Below are 22,712 nucleotides of genomic sequence, written 5' to 3' on the forward strand. Positions count from 1 at the left end.
GTTGTCGTAATCTCGGGAATATTAACGGAACCATGTTCATACGCGCTCCCTCTTCCGGACGTAAGATCCTGCTTACCTGCATTATTGCGGGCGTGATGATTGCAATACTGGTCAGCTGTCTTCAGTTTTTGGTTGCCTGGCATAAACACGAAGTCAAATACGACACACTGATTACCGACGTACAAAAGTATCTCGATACCTACTTCGCCGACCTGAAATTAACCACTGACCGCCTACAGCCGCTCACCTTAGATACCTGTCAGCAGGCTAACCCTGAACTAACTGCCCGCGCGGCGTTTAGCATGAATGTTCGCACATTTGTGCTGGTGAAGGATAAAAAGAGCTTTTGTTCATCAGCAACGGGGGAGATGGATATACCGCTCAATGAGTTGATCCCGGCGCTCGATATTAACAAAGACGTCGATATGGCGATGTTGCCTGGCACGCCAATGGTGCCCAACAAACCCGCTATCGTCATCTGGTATCGCAACCCTTTATTGAAAAATAGCGGCGTTTTTGCAGCATTAAACCTGCACCTGACGCCATATCTTCTCTATAGCTCTCGTCAGCAAGATTTCGACGGGATCGCACTCATTATTGGCGATACCGTGCTTTCGACATTTTCGTCGCATTTGATGAACGTCCGTGAGTTATCCGGCAAACCCGTACGCGAAACCAAAATAACAGGCATTCCGCTGACTGTGCGTCTTTATGCTGATGACTGGACATGGAACGATGTGTGGTATGCGTTTTTACTGGGCGGTATGAGTGGAACTGTCGTTGGCCTGCTCTGCTATTACCTGATGAGTGTGCGTATGCGCCCTGGCAGAGAAATTATGGCTGCTATCAAACGTGAGCAATTTTACCTGGTGTATCAGCCGGTGGTTGATACGCCAACGCTGCGGGTCACGGGCCTGGAAGTGCTGCTACGCTGGCGTCACCCTGTTGCAGGTGAAATCCCGCCGGATGCCTTCATTCAATATGCCGAATCGCAAAAGATGATCGTGCCGCTGACCCAGCATCTGTTTGAGCTTATAGCCCGTGATGCGGCTGAATTACAAAACGTACTGCCGGTGGGCATAAAGTTTGGCATTAATATCGCACCGGAACATCTGCACAGCGAGAGCTTTAAAGCGGATATACATCGGCTGCTCGCCTCCCTACCCGCGCACCATTTCCAGATTGTACTGGAGATAACCGAGCGCGATATGCTGAAAGAGCATGAGGCCACAAAACTGTTCGCCTGGCTGCACTCTGTCGGCGTGGAAATTGCTATTGATGACTTCGGCACCGGACACAGTGCGCTTATCTATCTGGAACGCTTCACGCTCGAGTATCTGAAAATTGACCGTGGGTTTATCAATGCTATAGGTACGGAAACGGTCACATCTCCGGTGCTTGACGCGGTGCTCACGCTGGCGAAACGTCTCAATATGCTGACGGTTGCTGAAGGTGTCGAAACACCGGAACAGGCGCGCTGGCTACGTGAGCGCGGTGTTAATTTCCTGCAAGGCTATTGGATTAGCCGTCCCTTACCGATAGATGATTTTGTCCGCTGGCTGGAGAAACCGCATACGCCGCAGTGGTAAGGTGTGCTTGTGTCCCTTATTATTCATAGTTGAAGCATGCCGGATTGCGGCTAATGATGAGTAAAAGGAAATCCGTTGCAGATGATTGTGCGCATACTGCTGCTGTTTATCACCCTGTTCACCTTCGGTGCGCAGGCGCAAGCTATCAAGGAAAGCTATGCCTTTGCGGTGCTGGGAGAACCCCGGTATGCTTTTAATTTCAACCATTTTGATTATGTGAATCCCGCTGCGCCGAAGGGCGGGCAAATAACGTTATCCTCCATTGGTACCTTCGATAATTTTAACCGCTATGCACTACGCGGAAACCCCGGCGCACGCACCGAGCAACTGTACGACACGCTATTTACCACTTCCGATGACGAACCCGGCAGTTATTACCCGCTGATTGCCGAAAGCGCACGCTATGCTGACGATTATTCCTGGGTAGAAGTCGCTATCAATCCGCGTGCCCGTTTTCATGATGGTTCGCCGATTACCGCGCGCGACGTTGAGTTTACTTTTCAAAAATTTATGACCGAGGGCGTGCCGCAGTTTCGCCTGGTATACAAAGGCACAACGGTCAAAGCCATAGCGCCATTAACCGTGCGTATTGAATTAGCCAAACCAGGCAAAGAAGATATGCTGAGTCTGTTTTCGCTGCCGGTATTTCCAGAAAAGTACTGGAAGGATCATAAACTTAGCGACCCGCTCTCTACGCCTCCGCTTGCCAGTGGTCCGTACCGCATTACATCCTGGAAAATGGGCCAGAATATTGTTTATTCTCGCGTTAAAGATTACTGGGCGGCCGATTTACCGGTAAATCGTGGTCGCTGGAATTTCGATACCATTCGCTATGATTATTACCTCGATGATAATGTCGCTTTTGAAGCGTTTAAAGCCGGTGCCTTTGATTTGCGTATGGAAAACGACGCCAAAAACTGGGCTACTCGCTATACCGGTAAGAATTTCGATAAAAAATACATTATCAAAGATGAGCAAAAGAACGAATCAGCCCAGGATACGCGCTGGCTGGCGTTTAATATTCAACGACCGGTATTCAGCGATCGCCGGGTCCGGGAAGCCATCACCCTCGCCTTTGACTTTGAATGGATGAATAAGGCGTTGTTTTACAATGCCTGGAGTCGCACGAACAGTTATTTTCAGAATACCGAATACGCGGCCAGAAATTACCCCGACGCCGCTGAGCTGGTGCTTCTGGCGCCAATGAAAAAAGATCTACCGCCAGAAGTGTTCACGCAAATCTACCAGCCACCAGTGTCCAAAGGCGATGGCTACGACCGTGACAACCTGTTAAAAGCCGACAAACTTCTCAACGATGCAGGCTGGGTGCTGAAAGGTCAGCAACGCGTTAATGCCACCACAGGCCAGCCACTCAGCTTTGAATTATTGCTTCCTGCAAGCAGCAATAGTCAGTGGGTATTGCCGTTCCAACATAGCCTGCAACGGCTGGGTATCAACATGGACATTCGCAAGGTGGATAACTCGCAAATCACCAACCGAATGCGCAGCCGCGACTATGACATGATGCCGCGCATGTGGCGGGCGATGCCGTGGCCCAGTTCCGATTTACAGATTTCCTGGTCATCGGAATATATCAACTCCACTTATAATGCCCCCGGCGTGCAAAGCCCGGTTATCGACTCGCTAATTAACCAAATTATTGCCGCCCAGGGAAATAAAGAAAAATTGCTGCCTCTGGGGCGCGCCCTGGATCGCGTATTAACGTGGAATTATTACATGTTGCCGATGTGGTACATGGCGGAAGACCGTCTCGCCTGGTGGGATAAATTCTCCCAGCCAGCCGTGCGCCCCATCTATAGCCTCGGTATCGATACCTGGTGGTATGACGTCAATAAAGCGGCCAAACTGCCGTCCGCCAGCAAACAGGGAGAGTAGATGGGCGCTTACCTGATTCGCCGTCTGTTGCTGGTGATCCCAACATTATGGGCGATTATCACCATCAACTTTTTCATCGTGCAAATTGCGCCTGGCGGCCCCATCGACCAGGCCATCGCCGCCATTGAGTTTGGTAATGCCGGAGTATTACCCGGCGCAGGCGGCGAAGGCGTTCGTGCCAGCCATGCGCAAACGGGCGTCGGCAATATCAGCGACAGTAATTACCGTGGCGGACGCGGGTTAGATCCCGAAGTGATCGCTGAGATCACGCATCGCTACGGTTTCGATAAGCCGATCCACGAACGTTACTTCAAAATGCTTTGGGACTACATTCGCTTTGATTTTGGCGACAGCCTGTTTCGCAGCGCCTCGGTGCTGGCGCTGATTAAAGACAGTCTGCCTGTTTCCATCACCCTCGGATTGTGGAGCACGCTGATTATCTATCTGGTGTCGATTCCGCTGGGTATTCGCAAAGCCGTTTATAACGGCAGCCGCTTTGATGTCTGGAGCAGCGCATTTATCATCATCGGCTACGCCATTCCAGCCTTTTTGTTCGCCATCCTGCTGATTGTCTTCTTCGCGGGCGGCAGCTATTTCGACCTGTTCCCTCTACGCGGCCTGGTTTCCGCTAACTTTGATTCGCTGCCGTGGTATCAGAAAATCACGGATTATCTGTGGCATATCACGCTGCCGGTGCTGGCTACGGTGATTGGCGGCTTTGCGGCGCTGACCATGCTGACAAAAAACTCATTCCTTGATGAAGTGCGTAAGCAATACGTGGTGACCGCGCGTGCGAAAGGGGTAAGTGAAAAAAATATTCTCTGGAAACATGTGTTCCGCAACGCCATGCTGCTGGTGATTGCCGGTTTTCCGGCAACGTTTATCAGCATGTTTTTCACCGGCTCGCTGCTGATTGAGGTGATGTTTTCGCTCAATGGCCTCGGTTTACTGGGCTACGAAGCGACCGTCTCGCGCGATTATCCGGTGATGTTTGGCACCCTGTACATTTTCACCCTGATTGGCCTGCTGCTGAATATTGTCAGTGATATCAGCTATACGCTGGTCGATCCTCGTATTGATTTTGAGGGACGCTAATGTCGCGACTCAGCCCCATCAATCAGGCCCGTTGGGCGCGTTTTCGTCATAATCGCCGCGGCTACTGGTCGTTATGGATTTTCCTCATCTTGTTTGGTTTGAGTTTGTGTTCTGAACTGATCGCCAACGATAAGCCATTGCTGGTACGTTATGACGGCAGCTGGTATTTCCCGTTGCTGAAAAACTACAGTGAGAGTGATTTTGGCGGCCCGCTGGCAAGTCAGGCTGATTATCAGGACCCGTGGCTGAAACAACGGCTGGAAGATAAAGGCTGGGTATTGTGGGCGCCGATTCGCTTTGGCGCTACCAGTATCAACTTTTCCACCGACAAGCCCTTCCCCTCCCCACCTTCCCGGCAAAACTGGCTGGGAACGGATGCCAACGGTGGCGATGTGCTGGCGCGCATTCTGTATGGCACGCGGATCTCTGTCCTGTTTGGTCTGATGTTGACACTCTGCTCCAGTGTAATGGGCGTGCTGGCGGGGGCGCTGCAAGGTTATTACGGCGGTAAAGTCGATCTCTGGGGGCAACGCTTTATTGAAGTATGGTCGGGGATGCCGACGCTGTTTTTGATTATTTTACTTTCCAGCGTCGTACAGCCTAACTTCTGGTGGCTGCTGGCAATTACTGTCTTATTTGGCTGGATGAGTCTGGTCGGCGTGGTGCGGGCGGAGTTTTTACGTACCCGTAATTTCGACTACATCCGCGCGGCGCAGGCGCTTGGCGTCAGCGATCGCAGTATCATCCTGCGTCATATGTTGCCGAATGCAATGGTCGCGACCCTCACCTTTTTACCGTTTATTTTATGTAGTTCGATAACCACCCTGACCTCGCTCGATTTCCTCGGCTTCGGTCTGCCGCTCGGTTCACCATCACTCGGCGAACTGCTGCTACAAGGGAAAAATAACCTTCAGGCTCCGTGGCTTGGGATCACTGCCTTCTTGTCGGTGGCGATATTGTTGTCTTTGCTGATCTTTATTGGTGAAGCCGTCCGCGACGCATTTGATCCTAATAAGGCGGTGTAACATGACGCAAACTCTGTTAGCGATTGAAAATTTGTCGGTGGGTTTTCGCCATCAGCAAACTGTTCGTACCGTAGTGAATGATGTTTCACTACACATTGAGGCTGGCGAAACGCTGGCGCTGGTGGGTGAGTCTGGTTCAGGTAAGAGCGTTACCGCGCTGTCAATTTTACGTCTGCTCCCTTCCCCGCCGGTTGAATATCTCTCTGGCGATATCCGTTTTCATGGCGAATCGCTGCTTCATGCCAGCGAGCAAACATTGCGTGGCGTACGCGGTAATAAGATTGCCATGATTTTCCAGGAACCGATGGTGTCGTTAAACCCATTGCATACACTGGAAAAGCAGCTTTATGAAGTGCTTTCACTCCACCGCGGAATGCGTCGGGAAGCGGCTCGTGGCGAAATTCTTAACTGCCTTGATCGCGTCGGTATCCGTCAGGCGGCAAAGCGGCTGACAGATTACCCGCATCAGCTCTCCGGCGGTGAACGCCAGCGGGTGATGATTGCGATGGCGCTGTTAACGCGACCGGAATTATTAATTGCCGATGAACCAACCACCGCACTGGACGTCTCTGTCCAGGCGCAGATTTTGCAGCTTTTGCGCGAACTGCAAGGCGAGCTGAATATGGGGATGCTGTTTATTACTCATAACCTCAGTATTGTCAGAAAACTGGCTCACCGCGTGGCGGTAATGCAAAATGGTCGCTGTGTGGAGCAAAATAACGCCGTTACGCTCTTTGCCTCCCCTGAACATCCTTACACGCAAAAACTACTCAACAGTGAACCGTCAGGCGACCCGGTGCCGTTGCCAGAACCTGCCTCAACGTTGCTTGATGTTGAACAGCTTCAGGTTGCCTTCCCCATTCGCAAAGGGCTACTGAAACGTGTCGTCGATCATAACGTGGTCGTCAAAAACATCAGTTTTACGCTGCGGGCGGGTGAAACGCTGGGCTTAGTAGGCGAGTCTGGTTCCGGTAAAAGCACAACGGGGCTGGCGCTACTGCGGTTGATTAACTCTCAGGGCAACATCGTTTTTGACGGTCAGCCATTACAAAATTTAACTCGTCGCCAGCTATTGCCCATTCGCCATCGCATTCAGGTGGTATTTCAGGATCCAAACTCCTCGCTCAACCCACGACTCAACGTGTTGCAGATTATTGAGGAAGGGTTACGGGTTCACCAGCCGACGCTCTCTGCCGTGCAACGCGAAGAACAAGTGATAGCCGTGATGCATGAAGTGGGGTTAGATCCTGAAACGCGCCACCGTTATCCGGCGGAATTCTCTGGTGGTCAGCGGCAACGTATTGCGATTGCCAGGGCATTGATTCTTAAGCCTTCGCTGATCATTCTTGATGAACCGACATCATCGCTCGACAAAACGGTACAAGCGCAAATATTGACGCTATTGAAATCATTGCAACAAAAGCATCAACTGGCCTATTTGTTTATCAGCCATGATTTGCACGTTGTCCGCGCGTTGTGTCATCAGGTTATCGTGCTGCGACAGGGAGAAGTGGTGGAACAAGGACCGTGCGCGCGCGTGTTTGCCGCACCGCAGCAGGAGTATACGCGTCAGCTACTGGCGTTAAGCTGACGCTTAAAATGGATTGTAGTTTGAGAAAGGTTCGGCTATGGCTACACCAAAATTTTTCAGTCGACACGTCGCCGCAAACTCGTCCTGACGATTCACAAACAGACATGGCTCACCTTCGCACTCGAGAACAGAGCACGGAACTTCAATATCGCTTAATGCCTGGCTGAGTTTGTACATCACCGACCATGCGTTATCGCCATCCGGGCTAAGTAATTTAAGCGCCACCAGGCTGTTGTCGCCGCACTGTCCATTTTGCGGAATCGGTTCAACTTTCGAACCTGCGAAACCTGCAGACCAACGATAGTTCTGCGGCAGTCGATGGACGATTGAGAGTTGTAATGAAGTCACTTATTTTCCCCGGAAGCACATTTACTTCACAATTTATTTACATTAATTTTAACACACCATCAACAATCTGTCCTTCAACAGATCGTAAAGATTGATGCCTCGCCTGCGTGGCCGCTATTGTTCTGATTTAAATGATATCTGCGGGCGTGGTCACGTTTGCGGGGCTATATGTACCCGTTTCTGCGATCTAACTCAACCTTTTTAACTACAATGATGTGACTTTTTACATAAATTGAGTTTACATAAAATAAACATATATCGGGGGAATGATAGATTTGCGGTTGACATGCATCAACAAAGGAAGCCTTTTAGCTTCCCCGTTGTGCAATAGATCACCGTTTTTTCGGTCGACTGGCGTAAAGACAGAAGAGAATGGAACTGGTCGCACAGAAAGCAATGGACCAGATCATTGGCCATGCAGAGTTAAACGTCGCCAGCGAAAGCAGTGCGCCAACAATGGCGCCAATACCAAAACGGAAGGTTCCTGCCAGCGACGACGCAGTTCCCGCCATATGGGGGAACTCATCCAGAATGACCGCCATCGCGTTAGAAGACACCATCGATACGCAGCCCACAAACGCCGCAACGCCAACCACCAGCGACCAGAATCCCAGCCCCAGTAGCGCGCTGATAACCATCCACACCGCCATAATAAATTGTATCCACAACCCCGAGCGGAACATATTTAACGCACCAATACGGCGAACGAAGCGGCTGTTAAAGATGGTCATCACGAACAGGAAAACAATGTTTAGCGCAAAGTAATAACCAAAGTTTTCCGGCGCAACGTGGTTGATTTCAATGTAGACAAACGGTCCGGCGCTTAAGAACGAGAACATCCCGGCAAAGCTGAAACCACTGGCCAGCATATAACTCAGGACACGCTTATGGCGGAACAGCGCAGCAAAGTTACCGATAGTGGTACGAATGTGGAACGGTTGGCGACGCTCCGGCGGTAACGTTTCTTTGATCAGGAAGAAGATCATTGCCGAAGCCAGAATTGCCGCCACAGCGAGGATCCAGAAGATGTAATGCCAGCTCAACCACACCAGCACCCAACCGCCAACAATCGGTGCCATCAACGGTGCAATGGTGGTCACCAGCATGACAAACGACATCATCCGCGAGAACTCTTCTTTCGGGTAGATATCGCGCATCAAAGCGTTGATAACCACGCTGGCCGCAGCCGCCGCCAGACCGTGGAAGAAACGCATCACAATCAGCTGATCGATGGTTTGTGCCAACGCACACGCCACCGCGGCGGCGGCAAACACCAGCGTACCGCCAAGAACCACCGGCTTACGCCCGAAGCTGTCTGCCATCGGCCCGTAGATTAACTGCCCCAACGCAAAGCCCAGAATATAAGTACTCAGGGTCATCTGCGTACTGCCCGCCGGTACACCAAACTGCGCTGAAATTACCGGTAGCGCAGGCAGATACATATCAATCGACAGCGGCATTAACATGGCCAAAAGGCCAAGGATAAAGACAATAGCAAACGACGAATGCTGTCGAGTGGTCACAACGGGCTCCTGAATAAAATGAAAGTGTTAACCGACGCTGGCAATTTCTTCTGCAGTTAATGGACGATATTCACCTGGGGCTAAATCTTCATCCAGAGTAATACCGCCAATGCGTTCACGATGCAGCTCAACCACGTGGTTACCCACGGCGGCGAACATGCGTTTAACCTGATGATAACGCCCTTCACTGATGGTCAGACGGACCTGCGTAGGGGTAATCACTTCCAGCACCGCTGGCTTAGTGAGATCTTTTTCGTTATGCAGCTGTACGCCTTTAGCAAATTGCTCTGCCGTATCGTCAGCTACGGGTGATTCAAGCGTCACCAGATAGGTCTTCTCGCAATGATGACGCGGAGAAGTAATGCGATGCGACCACTGACCGTCGTCAGTCATCAGCACCAGACCGGTGGTATCAATATCCAACCGCCCCGCTGCGTGCAGTTTCCACGCCACAGGTTCATCCAGAAAATAGAGCACCGTTGGGTGATCCGGGTCATCAGTTGAGCAAACATAGCCCTGGGGCTTGTTGAGCATGAAATAACGCGGGCCGTGTTGCTGCGCCAGCGGATTGCCGTCATAAGCTACATCGTGCTCAGGGAGCAGTTTGAACGCTGCATTGCGGACGATTTCGCCATCGACGGTGACACGATTGCCGCGGATTTCACGCCCGGCAATAGCACGGCTAACACCGAGTTGCTGTGCGATAAATTTATCAAGTCGCATGTGTGTGATTTTGCCTGTAAAAAACGGAGGTCGGGCATAGACCCGAAAATCAGAACTGTTGTCTGCCCAGTATAGCGGTCTAATAACTTCCCTCAAGGGAAAAAGATCCGTGGCATACTATTAGCAGATTAATCTACCTACGCTAAACCATGATTTTTACACTTCGTCCATACCAGCAAGAAGCCGTGGATGCCACGCTCAACCATTTTCGTCGTCATAAAACCCCTGCCGTTATCGTGCTGCCTACCGGAGCAGGTAAAAGCCTGGTGATTGCCGAACTGGCACGGCTGGCGCGTGGTCGAGTTCTGGTGCTGGCACACGTCAAAGAACTGGTGGCGCAGAACCATGCTAAATACCAGGCGTTGGGGCTGGAAGCCGATATTTTTGCCGCCGGGCTAAAACGCAAGGAGAGCCACGGTAAAGTGGTATTTGGCAGCGTGCAATCGGTCGCCCGTAATCTTGATGCCTTTCAGGGTGAATTTTCGCTGTTGATTGTCGATGAATGCCACCGTATTGGTGACGACGAAGAGAGCCAGTATCAGCAAATCCTCACTCACCTGACAAAAGTGAATCCCCACTTACGCCTGCTGGGGCTGACTGCCACGCCCTTTCGGCTGGGCAAAGGCTGGATTTACCAGTTTCATTATCACGGCATGGTACGCGGCGATGAGAAAGCCCTTTTCCGTGACTGCATTTATGAGCTACCGCTGCGTTATATGATTAAACACGGCTATCTGACGCCACCAGAACGGCTGGATATGCCGGTAGTGCAATACGATTTCAGCCGCTTGCAGGCACAGAGTAACGGGCTGTTCAGCGAAGCTGATCTCAACCGCGAGCTGAAAAAACAGCAACGCATTACACCGCACATCATCAGCCAGATTATGGAGTTCGCCGAAAAGCGTAAAGGGGTGATGATTTTCGCCGCGACGGTTGACCACGCAAAAGAGATTGTCGGTTTGCTACCCGCAGAAGATGCTGCACTGATTACTGGCGACACGCCCGGCGCTGAACGCGATGTATTAATTGAAGATTTTAAAGCCCAACGTTTTCGCTATCTGGTCAATGTTGCGGTGCTGACCACCGGATTTGACGCCCCGCACGTCGATCTTATCGCCATTCTGCGCCCTACCGAATCAGTGAGTCTTTACCAACAAATTGTCGGGCGCGGTCTGCGTCTGGCGCCGGGTAAAACAGATTGCTTAATTCTCGATTATGCGGGCAATCCTCATGACCTCTACGCACCGGAAGTTGGTACACCGAAAGGCAAAAGTGACAACGTCCCGGTGCAGGTTTTCTGCCCTGCCTGTGGCTTTGCCAACACCTTTTGGGGCAAAACTACCGCCGATGGGACATTGATTGAACACTTTGGTCGCCGCTGTCAGGGATGGTTTGAAGATGGCGACGGCCATCGCGAACAGTGTGACTTCCGTTTCCGTTTTAAAAATTGTCCGCAATGTAACGCGGAAAACGATATTGCCGCCCGCCGTTGCCGCGAATGTGACACCATTCTGGTTGACCCGGATGATATGTTAAAAGCGGCGCTACGACTGAAAGACGCGCTGGTATTACGCTGTAGCGGCATGTCTTTGCAGCATGGGCACGACGAGAAAGGCGAATGGTTGAAAATCACCTATTACGATGAAGACGGCGCTGATGTGAGTGAGCGTTTCCGTCTGCAAACGCCCGCCCAGCGTACTGCCTTCGAGCAGCTTTTTATCCGCCCACATACGCGTACACCGGGCATCCCTTTGCGCTGGATCACCGCTGCCGATATCCTCGCCCAACAAGCCTTATTGCGCCATCCGGATTTTGTCGTCGCACGAATGAAAGGCCAGTACTGGCAGGTGCGTGAAAAAATATTCGATTACGAAGGTCGTTTTCGGCGGGCGCACGAATTACGCGGTTAATGGTAGTTTTGATTGATGTATAAGGCGATTGAGTATAGAATCTCGCCCGCTTTTGCATACGCAAAGCAGATCACTTACCTGTTGCTGGGTCGCCTGTAGCAGGAATCATTTAAGAGAGAAAGAAATGTTTACTATCAACGCAGAAGTACGTAAAGAGCAGGGTAAGGGTGCGAGCCGCCGCCTGCGTGCCGCTAACAAGTTCCCGGCAATCATCTACGGTGGCAAAGAAGCGCCGCTGGCTATCGAGCTGGATCACGACAAAGTCATGAACATGCAAGCTAAAGCTGAATTCTACAGCGAAGTTCTGACCATCGTTGTTGACGGTAAAGAAATCAAAGTTAAAGCTCAGGACGTACAGCGTCATCCGTACAAACCGAAGCTGCAGCACATCGACTTCGTTCGCGCTTAATCGCTGAATAAGTTGTAAAAAACCCCGCTCCGGCGGGGTTTTTTGTATCTGCAGATTAGCTTCTTTGCAATGCCTGATTACGGCATTGCTATTTTGGGTAGGCCAGATAAGGCGTTCACGCCGCATCTGACATTCATAACACAACCCCGATTAATTGCCGCCAGAGGTCCGACGCTGCAATTGATCACGCAGGTTTGGCGGCGTACCTTTAATGGTCAGCGTATCGGTCGCTGGATCCCAGAAGATGCGTTCACCTAACAGCATCGCATCAAAGTTAATGGTCAAGCCACCGCCGCTACCGGCAAACTTCGTCAACTGACGCAGCGTGCTGCGGTCTGCCGGGAAGCTCTCTTCCAGTTCATACCCTTTTTCAGCAGCAAACTCCGTGAAGCTCACTTCGCTGACGCCCGCCAACTCTTTTGATAGCGACTCCAGTTCAATCTCCTCGCCCGCCTGCAATTGCTCATTACAATAGCTATAAACTTGCTGGCGAACGTTCTGCCGTTCTGCTTTATCCAGTTGCGCTTCTGCGGTGAAGTCGTCGACCGCTTGCAACAGACCGCGGTTTTGCGCTTTGGCGTTCAACCCTTCGCTGGCACCGAGGAAATCCATAAAGAAATCGGCGACTTTGCGTCCGACTCGCCCTTTCAGGAAAGTCAGGTAGCGTGTCGATTCCGGATTGGTTTCCCACTCAGTTAAATCAATACGCGCCACAATATCCGCATGATTGATATCAAGATAATGGGTCGGGTTGATGTCGAGATTTTCGTTGACGCGCATACTGCTTAGATTGCTCAACACGCAAATCAGCAAATACTCAACTGCCAGGTAACGATAGTGGCAAAACAGGACGAAACCGCCATCAGCAAATGGATATTTTGCCAATTCGTCACGCAGGCGACCGGTTGCCGCGCGGCTAAATGCCAGAAAGTCCTCTTCGCCCTGACGTTGCAAGCGCAGCGTCTGCGCCAGTTCACTCTCTTCGCTGAACAATCCGTAGGCTTTGTTCTTGGCGCTATAGACCCGATGCAACTCTGCCACCATCTCAACGACGGTTTCCGTCGGTTCCAGCAATGAATCGCGCAACACCAGCTCAAGGTTCTGCTCATCACGCTTGATAAGCTGGTGCAGAGCAATCTGGTTGATATCCAGACTCATGATAAACTCTCCTTTAAGACCGGGCGGTATTCAACCACCACCGGTAAAGCGACGCAATAAAAGTTGGCGGCCATTTTACAGAAGACTGCGTAAGGAGAATGATTGAAAGCATAAAAAAGCAGAAAAAAAACCGTTGCTACGGTAATATATTGCCCTTTCATCAACTAACTGATTTCGATTTATGCCACAAATTTCCCGCTACAGTGATGAACAGGTTGAACAATTGCTCGCAGAGCTGCTCAACGTACTAGAAAAACATAAGGCTCCGACCGACCTTTCCCTGATGGTGTTAGGCAACATGGTCACTAACCTTATCAATACCAGCATTGCCCCGGCTCAACGCCAGGCAATTGCCAACTCTTTTGCCCGCGCTTTGCAGTCCTCGATCAACGAAGACAAAGCGCACTAAGGGAAACAGATAACAGGTTATGGTAACTCATCGTCAGCGCTACCGTGAAAAAGTCTCCCAGATGGTCAGCTGGGGGCACTGGTTTGCACTGTTCAACATTCTGCTCTCACTTGTCATTGGCAGTCGTTACCTGTTTATCGCCGACTGGCCGACAACGCTTGCGGGTCGTATTTATTCCTATGTAAGCATTATCGGCCACTTCAGCTTTCTGGTGTTCGCCACCTACTTGCTGATCCTCTTCCCGCTGACCTTTATCGTCGGCTCACAGAGGCTAATGAGGTTTTTGTCCGTCATTCTGGCCACTGTGGGAATGACGCTGTTACTGATCGACAGCGAAGTCTTTACCCGTTTCCATCTCCATCTTAATCCCATCGTCTGGCAGTTGGTTATCAATCCGGACGAGAATGAGATGGCGCGCGACTGGCAGCTAATGTTTATCAGCGTGCCAGTAATTTTATTGATTGAACTGGTGTTTGCGACGTGGAGCTGGCAAAAGCTGCGCAGTCTGACGCGTCGTCGGCGCTTCGCCCGTCCGCTGGCCGCATTCTTATTTATCGCCTTTATCGCCTCACACATGGTGTATATCTGGGCCGATGCTAACTTCTATCGCCCTATCACCATGCAGCGCGCTAACCTGCCGCTTTCGTACCCGATGACGGCGCGACGTTTTCTTGAGAAGCATGGTCTGCTTGATGCGCAGGAGTATCAACGCCGTCTAATCGAGCAAGGCAATCCAGACGCTGTTTCCGTACAGTATCCGTTAAGCGAATTGCGCTACCGCGATATGGGCACCGGGCAAAATGTGTTGTTGATTACTGTCGATGGCCTGAACTACTCACGCTACGAGAAGCAGATGCCTGCACTGGCGGGTTTTGCCGAACAAAATATTTCGTTCACGCGCCATATGAGTTCAGGCAACGCCACCGACAACGGTATCTTTGGCTTGTTCTATGGCATCTCGCCAAGCTATATGGACGGTATTCTGTCGACCCGTACGCCTGCGGCGTTAATTACCGCGCTCAACCAGCAAGGCTATCAGTTGGGCTTATTCTCGTCAGATGGCTTTACCAGTCCACTGTATCGCCAGGCATTGTTGTCAGACTTCTCGATGCCGAGCGTACATACACAATCCGATGAGCAGACCGCCACGCAGTGGATCAACTGGCTTGGCCGCTACGCGCAAGAAGATAACCGCTGGTTCTCTTGGGTATCTTTCAATGGCACCAATATTGACGACAGCAATCAGCAAGCATTTGCCCGGAAATATAGCCGCGCAGCTGGTAATGTCGATGACCAGATCAATCGCGTCCTGAATGCGTTACGTGAATCCGGGAAACTGGACAACACAGTGGTGATTATCACTGCTGGTCGCGGCATTCCGCTGAGCGAAGATGAAGAAACCTTTGACTGGTCACGTGGCCATCTTCAGGTGCCATTAGTCATTCACTGGCCAGGCACACCGGCACAGCGTATTAATGCCCTGACCGATCATACTGATCTTATGACCACGCTGATGCAACGCCTGCTACACGTCAGCACGCCTGCCAGCGAATACTCACAAGGTCAGGACTTGTTCAACCCTGAGCGCCGTCATTACTGGGTAACAGCCGCGGATAACGATACGCTGGCAATTACCACACCGAAAATGACGCTAGTACTGAACAATAACGGTAAATACCGCACTTACAACTTACGTGGTGAAAGAGTGAGAGACGAAAAACCACAGTTGAGTTTGTTATTGCAGGTGCTGACAGACGAGAAGCGTTTTATCGCTAACTGATTAATTATAAATCAGTTAGCAAAATATCTTACTTGCAATCGGTGTGGAAAACGGTAGTATAAGCAGCCACGAGTCGGCACGTAGCGCAGCCTGGTAGCGCACCGTCATGGGGTGTCGGGGGTCGGAGGTTCAAATCCTCTCGTGCCGACCAAATCGCCCATTATTAATTATCGTTTTTATGAAAAAAGCCCGCTAATTCATTGAATAGCGGGTTTTTTTATTGTTTTTAGTCATCGTTATTCGACGGTAACAGTGGTTTTCAGCCGTTTTTTTTAGTTATATGTTTAGTTATACGGGCTGGCGCATAGCTAAATCCGTATAACTAGAACCTGTTTTTTCCCGTGGATTCATAAACGTATGGCAAGAAAGGCGACCCCACTCACCACCACACAGATCAAAGCAGCTAAACCAGCGGAAAAAGAATACACCTTACAGGATGGCGGCGGGCTTTTTCTCGTTATTAAGCCGTCTGGTTCGAAACTATGGCGATTCAACTACTATCGACCGTCGAACAAAAAACGAACAATCATTAGTTTGGGATCGCTTGATGAAGTCTCCCTGGCTGATGCCAGAAAACGCCGTAGCGAGTACAGGACGTTAATTGCGGCAGGAACCGACCCGCAGGAATACGAACGGCAAAAACGCGAAGCAGAGGCTCGACGACAGGGCAACACGTTCGAAAATGTGGCCGCATTGTGGTACGAAATGAAAAAAAACCAGAATCTCGCCCACAATACGATCAAGGACATCTGGCGCTCGCTAGAGAAATATGTATTCCCGTATATCGGAAACACACCGATAGATACTCTCACCGCTCGCCGCTTTGTTGAGATACTCACGCCCATCAAGGCACGTGGCAACCTGGAAACACTGAAACGCGTTTTACAGCGCATCAATGAAGTGATGGATTTTGCTGCCAACAGTGGACTGATTGACATCAACACCGCCGCGAACGTTCGCAAGGCATTCCCTTCCCCCACCAAAAAGCACATGCCAACCATCCGACCGGAACAACTACCGCAGCTAATGCACGATTTATCGATCGCCAGCATAGAACGGCAAACCAGATTGCTGATTGAGTGGCAGTTGTTAACCGCAACCCGCCCAGCCGAAGCCTCCGCCGCACGGTGGGAAGAAATCAACCTTGAGGCGGCAACCTGGACGATACCAGCCGGACGCATGAAGATGCGCCGTGATCATGTGATCCCCCTTTGCGCTCAGGCGATGGCAGTGCTTGAAGCCATGAAGCCGATTAGCGCACGAAGGGAGCATGTTTTCCCAAGTCTTAAAAATCCAGTGCAATCAATGAGCAGCCAGACAGCAAACGCAGCATTACGACGAATGGGTTACGCTGGTGTGCTGGTATCTCACGGACTACGCGCAATATTCAGCACGGCGGCGAATGAAGAAGGATTTGAACCTGACGTGATCGAAGCCGCACTAGCCCACGTGGACACAAACGAAGTTAGACGGGCATACAACCGAAGCAACTACCTGGAAAAACGTAAAGTGTTAATGTGCTGGTGGGGTGATTTTGTGGAAGCAGCCGCAACCGGAACAACCATCGCCAGCGGGCACAGAGGATTACGCGGAATAAAATAAAATATTTAAAAAATTATTAGCTCCTAATTGGTATCAGTTAGGAGCTAATTTGTGTCTCATTACTTTCTCAATACTGTCTCATTTTGAGAAATATTTAAATTCTTTTTATGTTAGAAAATTAAAAAATAACCAATCACATAGCTCTTATTAAATAATTCTTGACTGTCTTTTTTATAGATTTGTATGCTTATTACATTACTTACCGTTATTTTCATTCAAAAAGCGATATTTTGCTGTCCAGAGGAGAAATAGGATGAGGGCTATTCTTTTACGACCAGAGGTAAAGGCCTTGCTACGCATTAAATCTGATTCGACCCTAACGGAGATGGTTAACAAAGGCGGGTTCCCCAAAGGATTCCGTATCGGGCTGCGTCGCATTGGCTGGTATGAAGATGAGGTACTCGCCTGGTTGAAAGAACGTGAGAGAGAAACTCGTGAAGCATAAGTGTGATTAACGCTGGCCTGATTACTATCAAGCAACAAAACAATTAAGAGAGAACATTATGAATACTGGCAAAAATGCCCAAACAGGGGCAGGTTTTCGTTCAACCATAAAAAATTATGGCTGATGTTATTATTCAGTTCAAACCGTACGAACGAATTAATTGAACTAATAGCACTTCCGTTTTAAACGGAAACGTACAATCGCATAGCTTAAACGACAAAAGAAATATGTTGCTTACGAATAAAACAAAGGCGACCGCAGAGGGTCGCCAGAAGGCATATATTAAACTTGAATGCATCGCCAACAATGCCATATTTCCGGCTGGTGAGCAATGTGATTTGTGTGGTGGGCACACCTTCAACACATCCGACCACATGAGCAAGAAAACGGGATATACTCCCTGCGCACCTCATAAAACGGGTGTCGGGATTACCACCCCGCTGGAGTTACAGGCGATACAGACGCGCCAGGCGTCTTTTTTTGTATCGGCGCACGCGCACGCCTTATCAATGGTGGGCTGTATGGGGCTGACTTCGGTCAGGCTGGTTTCCTGTAACACCAGTTGTGGTAACCCTGTACAGTCCACCGCCAGCGAGCTTACCACCTCCGGCGGTGGGTATATCCCAACGTTACAGGAGGCTGCCAAATGGCTACTACCCCTACCCTCGAACATTCTCAAAACACATTTATCTGGCGCTTTGTCATCTTTAATCCGACTGATTCCCGTGTTGTTCACGTCGAGGCATCAACCGAACGAGAAGCGCGTAACTGTTGCCCGTCCGGCTGTGTTGCTGTATTCGCTGCCCGTATTCGTCAGGGGGTGAGGCATGCTTAAGCGATTTCAGATAACCGCACGCGCTGTAAATCATCAAGGCCACGTTATTGATAATCAGCAAAACGTGAACGCCACCAGCGTTAATGCAGCTATCGCAATATTGAAAGAAGAGTTAATCGGCTGTGGGTTCACGCAGGTGATGATCCGTGCCGTAATTGAAGTGGCGACAGTTCATTAATCTCATTAATACAGCTTTAACAAAAACGTAATTCGATAAATGAAAGCAAAAAATTCTGGCTTTACTGCCAGCGGTAAAACTCGTCCTGAATTCATGCACGGCGATATTTACCGCGATAAATACGGCAGCACGGTAATGATTAAGGGCGTGAGTGAACGACGCATGACCTACCGCCGTGAAGGATACGAATATGACTGCGTGATGCCTGTTTATCAGTTCCAGCGTGATTTTACGCTGGTGGATCATCGTGAAACCGTAAATCAGAACCGTGCAGCAAGATATATCCGCAAAATCCGCGAAATGCTGGTTACTGGGGGCAAGAAATGAAACGCGCACCGAACTTAAAGCACCAGCCAGCCGACAAAATGACGGAGGTTATCATTTTTGCGGGTAGTGATGCGTGGAGCCATGCGAAAGAGTGGCAGGAATGGGCAGGTAAGCATATTGCCGCCGACAATGTGCCGCCTGTCGTTCTGTCAGATGAACACCTGAAAGATATTACCGGTTATCAGATTATTGATGATAGCCGTCAGTGTGTGCGTGTTTACCGCGCAGGGCACATCACTGAACGTAGCCTTACACAGGTCGTCACATTGCTGGCTGTGGCTGGCGTGAAGACCGTATACGAATATGCGGGGATAACTGACACCAGCCCGGCGGATTTATCCGACCAGTTGCCTCGCCTCAAAGACGAATACGAGCGCGGGGAAAGTCTGGTGTTGCCCTTAAAGAAAAAAATCACAGAAAGCCAGGGCGATGATGAATTAAAACCCCGCGTTGAAAGTCGCGCCGATGGTGTTTTCTGGGTAACGCCCAAAGTTGACAAACAGTCAGGCGAAATTATCCGGCCTGAGGCGTGGTTATGTTCCCCGCTTGAACTACTGGGAACGGGAACGATCGGTAAAGAGCATTACCGCGTGATGCGCTGGAAAAAATTAGCAAATCATGAAGTCATCACAATGGCGATCCCGTGCGGTGGCATTGGCGACCGTGACGGCTGGCGGCTGCTGAAAGACCACGGACTCAATGTGACAACCAACGGCAAATACAGGGCTATCCTGGCTGACTGGATGCAGTTAAGCGGAAACCATGAGGAATGGCAGTTAAGCACAACAACGGGGTGGCATTTTGGCGCGTACATCATGCCGGACGGTTCAGTCATTGGTGAGTCTGAGAAACCGATCCTGTTTACCGGAAAAACGGCTGCCGTTAATGGTTATTCCGTAGCAGGAACGACAGAGGGCTGGCGCGATACAGTGGCGCGACTGGCTGGTGGTAATCCGTCCATGATGCTGGGTGTGGCGGTATCGTTATCAGCACCATTAATCGGGCTGGTGGGCGCTGACGGCTTCGGGGTACATCTTTTCGAACAATCATCGGCAGGGAAAACCACCACACAGAACATCGCATCAAGTTTATGGGGAGAGCCGGACGCGCAACGGCTGACCTGGTACGGCACAGCGTTAGGTATCGCTAACGAGGCAGAGGCGCACAACGACGGGCTGTTACCCCTGGATGAAATAGGCCAGGCCGGAAACGCGCGGGAGGTGTCCACGTCAGCCTATACGCTGTTTAACGGTTCCGGGAAATTACAGGGGGCGAAGGACGGCGGCAACCGGGAGATAAAACACTGGCGCACGGTGGCGATCAGTACCGGAGAAATGGACGTTGAAACATTCCTCAAAAGTGAGGGGATAAAAGTCAAGGCGGGGCAGCTTGTCAGGTTGCTTAACGTGCCGATGGAGAAGTCTACGCAGTTTCACGAATACAGCACAGGAAAGGCGCACGCAGACGCGTTAAAAGCCGCCTGGACAGAAAACCACGGGGCGGCGGGTCGTGAATGGGTTAAATGGCTGGCAGCCCACCAGCAGGAGGCTAAGGACACGGTAAGGGCGTGCCGTGAACGGTGGCGCAACCTAATACCGGAGAGCTACGGCGAACAGGTTCATCGCGTAGGGGAACGATTCGCCATACTGGAGGCCGCGCTTGTGCTGTCCGGTCATGTTACGGGCTGGAATGTTCAGACGTGCTGTGATGCCATTCAGCATAACTTTAATGCCTGGGTGAAGGAGTTCGGCACGGGTAACAAGGAACACAGGCAGATTATTGAACAGGCAGAGGCATTTCTTACTGCCTACGGCATGAGCAGGTTTGCGCCTGTCAATTATGACCCTGCAAGCCTGCCGATTTCAGAACTGTACGGCTACAGGGAAAGCGAGGGGCGTTACGGTGAGCCTGTTTTGTTTTACGTCCTGCCGGAGCCATTTAAATCGCATGTGGCGAAGGGATTTAACAAGGATGCCGTAGCAAGAGCCCTTCACGAAGCCGGAATGCTGAAAAAGCCAGCCAGCGGGGAAGGATGGCAAATCAGAACACCACGTCTTAAGCACATGAAGGGGGCACGACTAAGGGTGTACGGCCTTTTACTTGCACAGGATCATGATGATGAAGGTGGTTAATCTCTCGCGTGTAGGTTTAAAGACTCTTGCCCCACCTGTCCCAACCTGTGAGAAACACACATAACATACTGAATTATATTGGGTAATATCAGAAAAAGTGGGACAAGAGCGGGACAAGTTAAGGTGATTTTGGGACAAGTTAGGAGCATTTTGGGACAAGTCAGCAGGCGTTATTTTTTGCCTGGCTGGTGGACATTAAAAATCCAACCAACATTTAAAACCGGAGAGCAGACAATATGACGGCACAAATATCAGCTTACGGGCGGTTGGTGGCTGACCCGCAGTTAAAAACCACCAGCAAGGGAACACCAATGGCGCTGGTGAGTATGGCTGTTCCCCTTCCGTGCAGTCAGGCATATGACGGAACAGCGACGATGTGGTTATCCGTCCTGGCGTTTGGCAGACAGGCCGATGCACTGGCAAAACACCAGAAAGGCGAACTGGTGAGCGTGGCGGGTAACATGCAGATAAGCCAGTGGACAGACCAGAACGAGGAAATGCGGCAGGGCTGGCAGGTCATCGCAGACAGCGTAATCAGTGCGCGAACCGTGCGACCAGGAGGCAGGAAAGGACAGCAAGGGCAGACTACTGACGCACTGAACAGAACAAAGCAGCAGACGGGCCAGCAGGATGACCCGTATGAGGACGAAATACCATTTTAACTGCCAGTGGATTCACTAACAGAGGTTAACAAATAATGACTACACTGACTATTAGCAGAAAACCGAAAGGCATTTACGGCATACCACAGAAAAAGACACAGACGACACAGCAGCAGGATAAAACCACATCAGCGCATAAAGTGATACCCGGCAATCAGAACGCACAGCAGAGCCGCAAACAGAAGCCCACAGGGGCGACACCGTGGCGGCATATGACCAAACGCCAGGGCAAAAACCGCAGGCGCGTTAACCGTCTTATTGAACTATGGCCTGAATTATTCAGCCTGGAATCACCGAAGCCGCTTAAGGTAGGAATATTTGAAGACCTGATACAGGATATTGCCGTCAGGGCGCTGGCTTTTGGGTCAGGGGCATTACGTGCGGCGCTAGCATCTTATGCTCATTCTCCGCGTTATTACCGTGCCTTAATGGCTGGTGGTGTGCGTTACGATCTGAATAGCCAGCCATGCGGCGAGGTGACACAACAGGAACAGCAGGACGCGGAAGCACGACTGATGGCACTGAAAGAGAAGCGCAAACGTAAGTCGAACAAGGAGCAAGCTGGCGTATGAGTATGATTCACGACAGCAAAGCGGAAGATCTGGAGGCTAAAGGCCTGTACCGGAGAGCGGCGGCCCGATGGGCTGAGGTCATGCAACAGGTGAACACCGATAAGGAGCGCGAACAGGCAGTAAAGCGTCGCGCGGAATGTATCCACAAGGCAGCACGTTCGCCCGTCATGCTGGATAATTTCGGGAGCTTGAGAGAGGCAGCACACCGCACACAGGCGGATATGGGGATAGAAATCGCAAAATCTGTCTGGCGGAACTACCAGACAGACAAGGTTTTATAGTGGCAGTTCTGCATTATTTTTTGTGTTATTGAGTTGTAGAGCGTTTCAGGAGTTTTTTGAATCACATGAACGTTTCGCTGGTGGATATTCTCGACAAGTTGCAGCCAGGCCGACGCGTGCCAGCTCGCCGCAGTGCCTGGCATCTTCCGTACATCGTCTTTCTCGAACGGCGCGGAAACGATTTGATTGCGTTGAATCCCGTCACAGAGGATAGCGTTACGC

22 protein-coding genes, 1 tRNA gene and 1 pseudogene are annotated in these 22,712 nt (G+C 50.8%); 20 read left to right on the forward strand and 4 right to left on the reverse strand.

Annotated features, from left to right (window positions below; all coding sequences use genetic code 11):
* The first annotated feature begins 32 nt into the window (after positions 1–32).
* The 5 genes from FEK50_RS05940 to yejF all read left to right on the forward strand — a co-directional run bounded on the left by FEK50_RS05940 (position 33) and on the right by yejF (position 7,196).
* Positions 33–1,589, forward strand: a complete 1,557-nt coding sequence (locus tag FEK50_RS05940; RefSeq protein WP_130207104.1) for a cyclic di-GMP phosphodiesterase — start codon at positions 33–35, stop codon at positions 1,587–1,589.
* An 81-nt stretch (positions 1,590–1,670) separates the two neighbouring features.
* A complete protein-coding gene (locus FEK50_RS05945) occupies positions 1,671–3,485 on the forward strand; it encodes an extracellular solute-binding protein (protein ID WP_131162193.1) in 1,815 nt (604 codons plus the stop codon).
* Positions 3,486–4,580 carry a microcin C ABC transporter permease YejB gene (locus FEK50_RS05950; protein ID WP_131162194.1) on the forward strand — a complete coding sequence of 365 codons (1,095 nt, stop codon included), beginning with the start codon at positions 3,486–3,488 and terminating at the stop codon, positions 4,578–4,580. It abuts the gene before it with no gap.
* Positions 4,580–5,605 carry an ABC transporter permease gene (locus FEK50_RS05955; protein WP_131162195.1) on the forward strand — a complete coding sequence of 342 codons (1,026 nt, stop codon included), beginning with the start codon at positions 4,580–4,582 and terminating at the stop codon, positions 5,603–5,605. The genes FEK50_RS05950 and FEK50_RS05955 overlap by 1 nt, the downstream gene beginning before the upstream one ends.
* 1 nt (position 5,606) lies before the next feature.
* Positions 5,607–7,196 (forward strand): microcin C ABC transporter ATP-binding protein YejF, encoded by a 1,590-nt coding sequence (yejF, locus tag FEK50_RS05960; protein WP_130207110.1) that lies wholly within the window; start codon positions 5,607–5,609, stop codon positions 7,194–7,196.
* Between the two features lie 3 nt (positions 7,197–7,199).
* Here the strand turns inward: yejF and FEK50_RS05965 are convergent, their stop codons facing one another.
* The 3 genes from FEK50_RS05965 to rsuA all read right to left on the reverse strand — a co-directional run bounded on the left by FEK50_RS05965 (position 7,200) and on the right by rsuA (position 9,790).
* Positions 7,200–7,544: a YejG family protein gene (locus FEK50_RS05965; RefSeq protein WP_064526789.1), complete on the reverse strand. Its 345-nt coding sequence runs from the start codon at positions 7,542–7,544 to the stop codon at positions 7,200–7,202.
* Between the two features lie 332 nt (positions 7,545–7,876).
* A complete protein-coding gene (gene bcr, locus FEK50_RS05975) occupies positions 7,877–9,067 on the reverse strand; it encodes a multidrug efflux MFS transporter Bcr (RefSeq protein ID WP_054410627.1) in 1,191 nt (396 codons plus the stop codon).
* A gap of 27 nt (positions 9,068–9,094) precedes the next feature.
* Complete coding sequence (gene rsuA, locus FEK50_RS05980) at positions 9,095–9,790, reverse strand: 16S rRNA pseudouridine(516) synthase RsuA (protein ID WP_130207114.1); 696 nt, start codon at positions 9,788–9,790, stop codon at positions 9,095–9,097.
* Between the two features lie 149 nt (positions 9,791–9,939).
* Here rsuA and FEK50_RS05985 point away from each other — a divergent pair, with 149 nt between their 5' ends.
* Both FEK50_RS05985 and rplY read left to right on the forward strand, forming a co-directional pair.
* A complete protein-coding gene (locus FEK50_RS05985; RefSeq protein WP_131162196.1) occupies positions 9,940–11,700 on the forward strand; it encodes a DEAD/DEAH box helicase in 1,761 nt (586 codons plus the stop codon).
* Between the two features lie 124 nt (positions 11,701–11,824).
* Positions 11,825–12,109 carry a 50S ribosomal protein L25 gene (gene rplY, locus FEK50_RS05990; RefSeq protein ID WP_000494183.1) on the forward strand — a complete coding sequence of 95 codons (285 nt, stop codon included), beginning with the start codon at positions 11,825–11,827 and terminating at the stop codon, positions 12,107–12,109.
* 150 nt (positions 12,110–12,259) lie between these two features.
* On the opposite strand, the gene yejK is transcribed toward rplY, so the two are convergent.
* Positions 12,260–13,267 carry a nucleoid-associated protein YejK gene (yejK, locus tag FEK50_RS05995; protein ID WP_130207118.1) on the reverse strand — a complete coding sequence of 336 codons (1,008 nt, stop codon included), beginning with the start codon at positions 13,265–13,267 and terminating at the stop codon, positions 12,260–12,262.
* Positions 13,268–13,448: 181 nt separating this feature from the next.
* On the opposite strand from yejK, the gene FEK50_RS06000 reads away from it, so the two are divergent.
* The 13 genes and pseudogenes from FEK50_RS06000 to FEK50_RS06060 all read left to right on the forward strand — a co-directional run bounded on the left by FEK50_RS06000 (position 13,449) and on the right by FEK50_RS06060 (position 22,490).
* Positions 13,449–13,676, forward strand: a complete 228-nt coding sequence (locus tag FEK50_RS06000; protein ID WP_001135667.1) for a YejL family protein — start codon at positions 13,449–13,451, stop codon at positions 13,674–13,676.
* Between the two features lie 19 nt (positions 13,677–13,695).
* Positions 13,696–15,456: an LPS biosynthesis-modulating metalloenzyme YejM gene (gene yejM / locus FEK50_RS06005; RefSeq protein WP_130260510.1), complete on the forward strand. Its 1,761-nt coding sequence runs from the start codon at positions 13,696–13,698 to the stop codon at positions 15,454–15,456.
* A 74-nt stretch (positions 15,457–15,530) separates the two neighbouring features.
* Positions 15,531–15,607 (forward strand) — tRNA-Pro (locus FEK50_RS06010).
* Between the two features lie 206 nt (positions 15,608–15,813).
* Positions 15,814–17,058: an integrase domain-containing protein gene (locus FEK50_RS06015; protein ID WP_131162197.1), complete on the forward strand. Its 1,245-nt coding sequence runs from the start codon at positions 15,814–15,816 to the stop codon at positions 17,056–17,058.
* Between the two features lie 253 nt (positions 17,059–17,311).
* Positions 17,312–17,503 (forward strand): AlpA family phage regulatory protein, encoded by a 192-nt coding sequence (locus FEK50_RS06020; protein WP_001201666.1) that lies wholly within the window; start codon positions 17,312–17,314, stop codon positions 17,501–17,503.
* A 374-nt stretch (positions 17,504–17,877) separates the two neighbouring features.
* Positions 17,878–18,102, forward strand: a pseudogene (locus FEK50_RS24455) (hypothetical protein); the annotation flags it as partial.
* A gap of 47 nt (positions 18,103–18,149) precedes the next feature.
* On the forward strand, positions 18,150–18,338 hold the full coding sequence (locus FEK50_RS06030; RefSeq protein ID WP_001384686.1) for a host cell division inhibitor Icd-like protein: 189 nt from the start codon (positions 18,150–18,152) through the stop codon (positions 18,336–18,338).
* Positions 18,331–18,516, forward strand: a complete 186-nt coding sequence (locus tag FEK50_RS06035; protein ID WP_000919328.1) for a hypothetical protein — start codon at positions 18,331–18,333, stop codon at positions 18,514–18,516. Before FEK50_RS06030 ends, FEK50_RS06035 begins: the two co-directional genes overlap by 8 nt.
* A 39-nt stretch (positions 18,517–18,555) precedes the next feature.
* Complete coding sequence (locus tag FEK50_RS06040) at positions 18,556–18,843, forward strand: DUF4222 domain-containing protein (RefSeq protein WP_021543734.1); 288 nt, start codon at positions 18,556–18,558, stop codon at positions 18,841–18,843.
* Positions 18,840–20,975, forward strand: coding sequence for a DUF927 domain-containing protein (locus FEK50_RS06045; protein WP_131162198.1), 2,136 nt, complete (start codon positions 18,840–18,842; stop codon positions 20,973–20,975). The genes FEK50_RS06040 and FEK50_RS06045 overlap by 4 nt, the downstream gene beginning before the upstream one ends.
* A gap of 236 nt (positions 20,976–21,211) precedes the next feature.
* On the forward strand, positions 21,212–21,637 hold the full coding sequence (locus tag FEK50_RS06050; RefSeq protein WP_131162199.1) for a single-stranded DNA-binding protein: 426 nt from the start codon (positions 21,212–21,214) through the stop codon (positions 21,635–21,637).
* Between the two features lie 35 nt (positions 21,638–21,672).
* Positions 21,673–22,209, forward strand: coding sequence for a ProQ/FinO family protein (locus FEK50_RS06055; protein ID WP_000209995.1), 537 nt, complete (start codon positions 21,673–21,675; stop codon positions 22,207–22,209).
* 2 nt (positions 22,210–22,211) lie between these two features.
* The gene (locus FEK50_RS06060) at positions 22,212–22,490 is read left to right on the forward strand and encodes a PerC family transcriptional regulator (protein WP_131162210.1); all 279 of its coding nucleotides are present in this window, start codon (positions 22,212–22,214) and stop codon (positions 22,488–22,490) included.
* The last annotated feature ends 222 nt before the right edge of the window (positions 22,491–22,712 follow it).

The sequence above is a fragment of the Escherichia sp. E2586 genome, from assembly GCF_005781105.1.
In the GTDB taxonomy this organism is placed as follows: domain Bacteria; phylum Pseudomonadota; class Gammaproteobacteria; order Enterobacterales; family Enterobacteriaceae; genus Escherichia.

Coding starts and splice junctions, on each gene's coding strand:
- FEK50_RS05940 (WP_130207104.1), top strand. CDS start 33: ATGTTCATACGCGCTCCCTCTTCCGGACGTAAGATCCTGCTTACCTGC.
- FEK50_RS05945 (WP_131162193.1), top strand. CDS start 1,671: ATGATTGTGCGCATACTGCTGCTGTTTATCACCCTGTTCACCTTCGGT.
- FEK50_RS05950 (WP_131162194.1), top strand. CDS start 3,486: ATGGGCGCTTACCTGATTCGCCGTCTGTTGCTGGTGATCCCAACATTA.
- FEK50_RS05955 (WP_131162195.1), top strand. CDS start 4,580: ATGTCGCGACTCAGCCCCATCAATCAGGCCCGTTGGGCGCGTTTTCGT.
- yejF (WP_130207110.1), top strand. CDS start 5,607: ATGACGCAAACTCTGTTAGCGATTGAAAATTTGTCGGTGGGTTTTCGC.
- rsuA (WP_130207114.1), bottom strand. CDS start 9,790: ATGCGACTTGATAAATTTATCGCACAGCAACTCGGTGTTAGCCGTGCT.
- FEK50_RS05985 (WP_131162196.1), top strand. CDS start 9,940: ATGATTTTTACACTTCGTCCATACCAGCAAGAAGCCGTGGATGCCACG.
- rplY (WP_000494183.1), top strand. CDS start 11,825: ATGTTTACTATCAACGCAGAAGTACGTAAAGAGCAGGGTAAGGGTGCG.
- yejK (WP_130207118.1), bottom strand. CDS start 13,267: ATGAGTCTGGATATCAACCAGATTGCTCTGCACCAGCTTATCAAGCGT.
- FEK50_RS06000 (WP_001135667.1), top strand. CDS start 13,449: ATGCCACAAATTTCCCGCTACAGTGATGAACAGGTTGAACAATTGCTC.
- yejM (WP_130260510.1), top strand. CDS start 13,696: ATGGTAACTCATCGTCAGCGCTACCGTGAAAAAGTCTCCCAGATGGTC.
- FEK50_RS06015 (WP_131162197.1), top strand. CDS start 15,814: ATGGCAAGAAAGGCGACCCCACTCACCACCACACAGATCAAAGCAGCT.
- FEK50_RS06020 (WP_001201666.1), top strand. CDS start 17,312: ATGAGGGCTATTCTTTTACGACCAGAGGTAAAGGCCTTGCTACGCATT.
- FEK50_RS06030 (WP_001384686.1), top strand. CDS start 18,150: ATGGCTACTACCCCTACCCTCGAACATTCTCAAAACACATTTATCTGG.
- FEK50_RS06035 (WP_000919328.1), top strand. CDS start 18,331: ATGCTTAAGCGATTTCAGATAACCGCACGCGCTGTAAATCATCAAGGC.
- FEK50_RS06040 (WP_021543734.1), top strand. CDS start 18,556: ATGAAAGCAAAAAATTCTGGCTTTACTGCCAGCGGTAAAACTCGTCCT.
- FEK50_RS06045 (WP_131162198.1), top strand. CDS start 18,840: ATGAAACGCGCACCGAACTTAAAGCACCAGCCAGCCGACAAAATGACG.
- FEK50_RS06050 (WP_131162199.1), top strand. CDS start 21,212: ATGACGGCACAAATATCAGCTTACGGGCGGTTGGTGGCTGACCCGCAG.
- FEK50_RS06055 (WP_000209995.1), top strand. CDS start 21,673: ATGACTACACTGACTATTAGCAGAAAACCGAAAGGCATTTACGGCATA.
- FEK50_RS06060 (WP_131162210.1), top strand. CDS start 22,212: ATGATTCACGACAGCAAAGCGGAAGATCTGGAGGCTAAAGGCCTGTAC.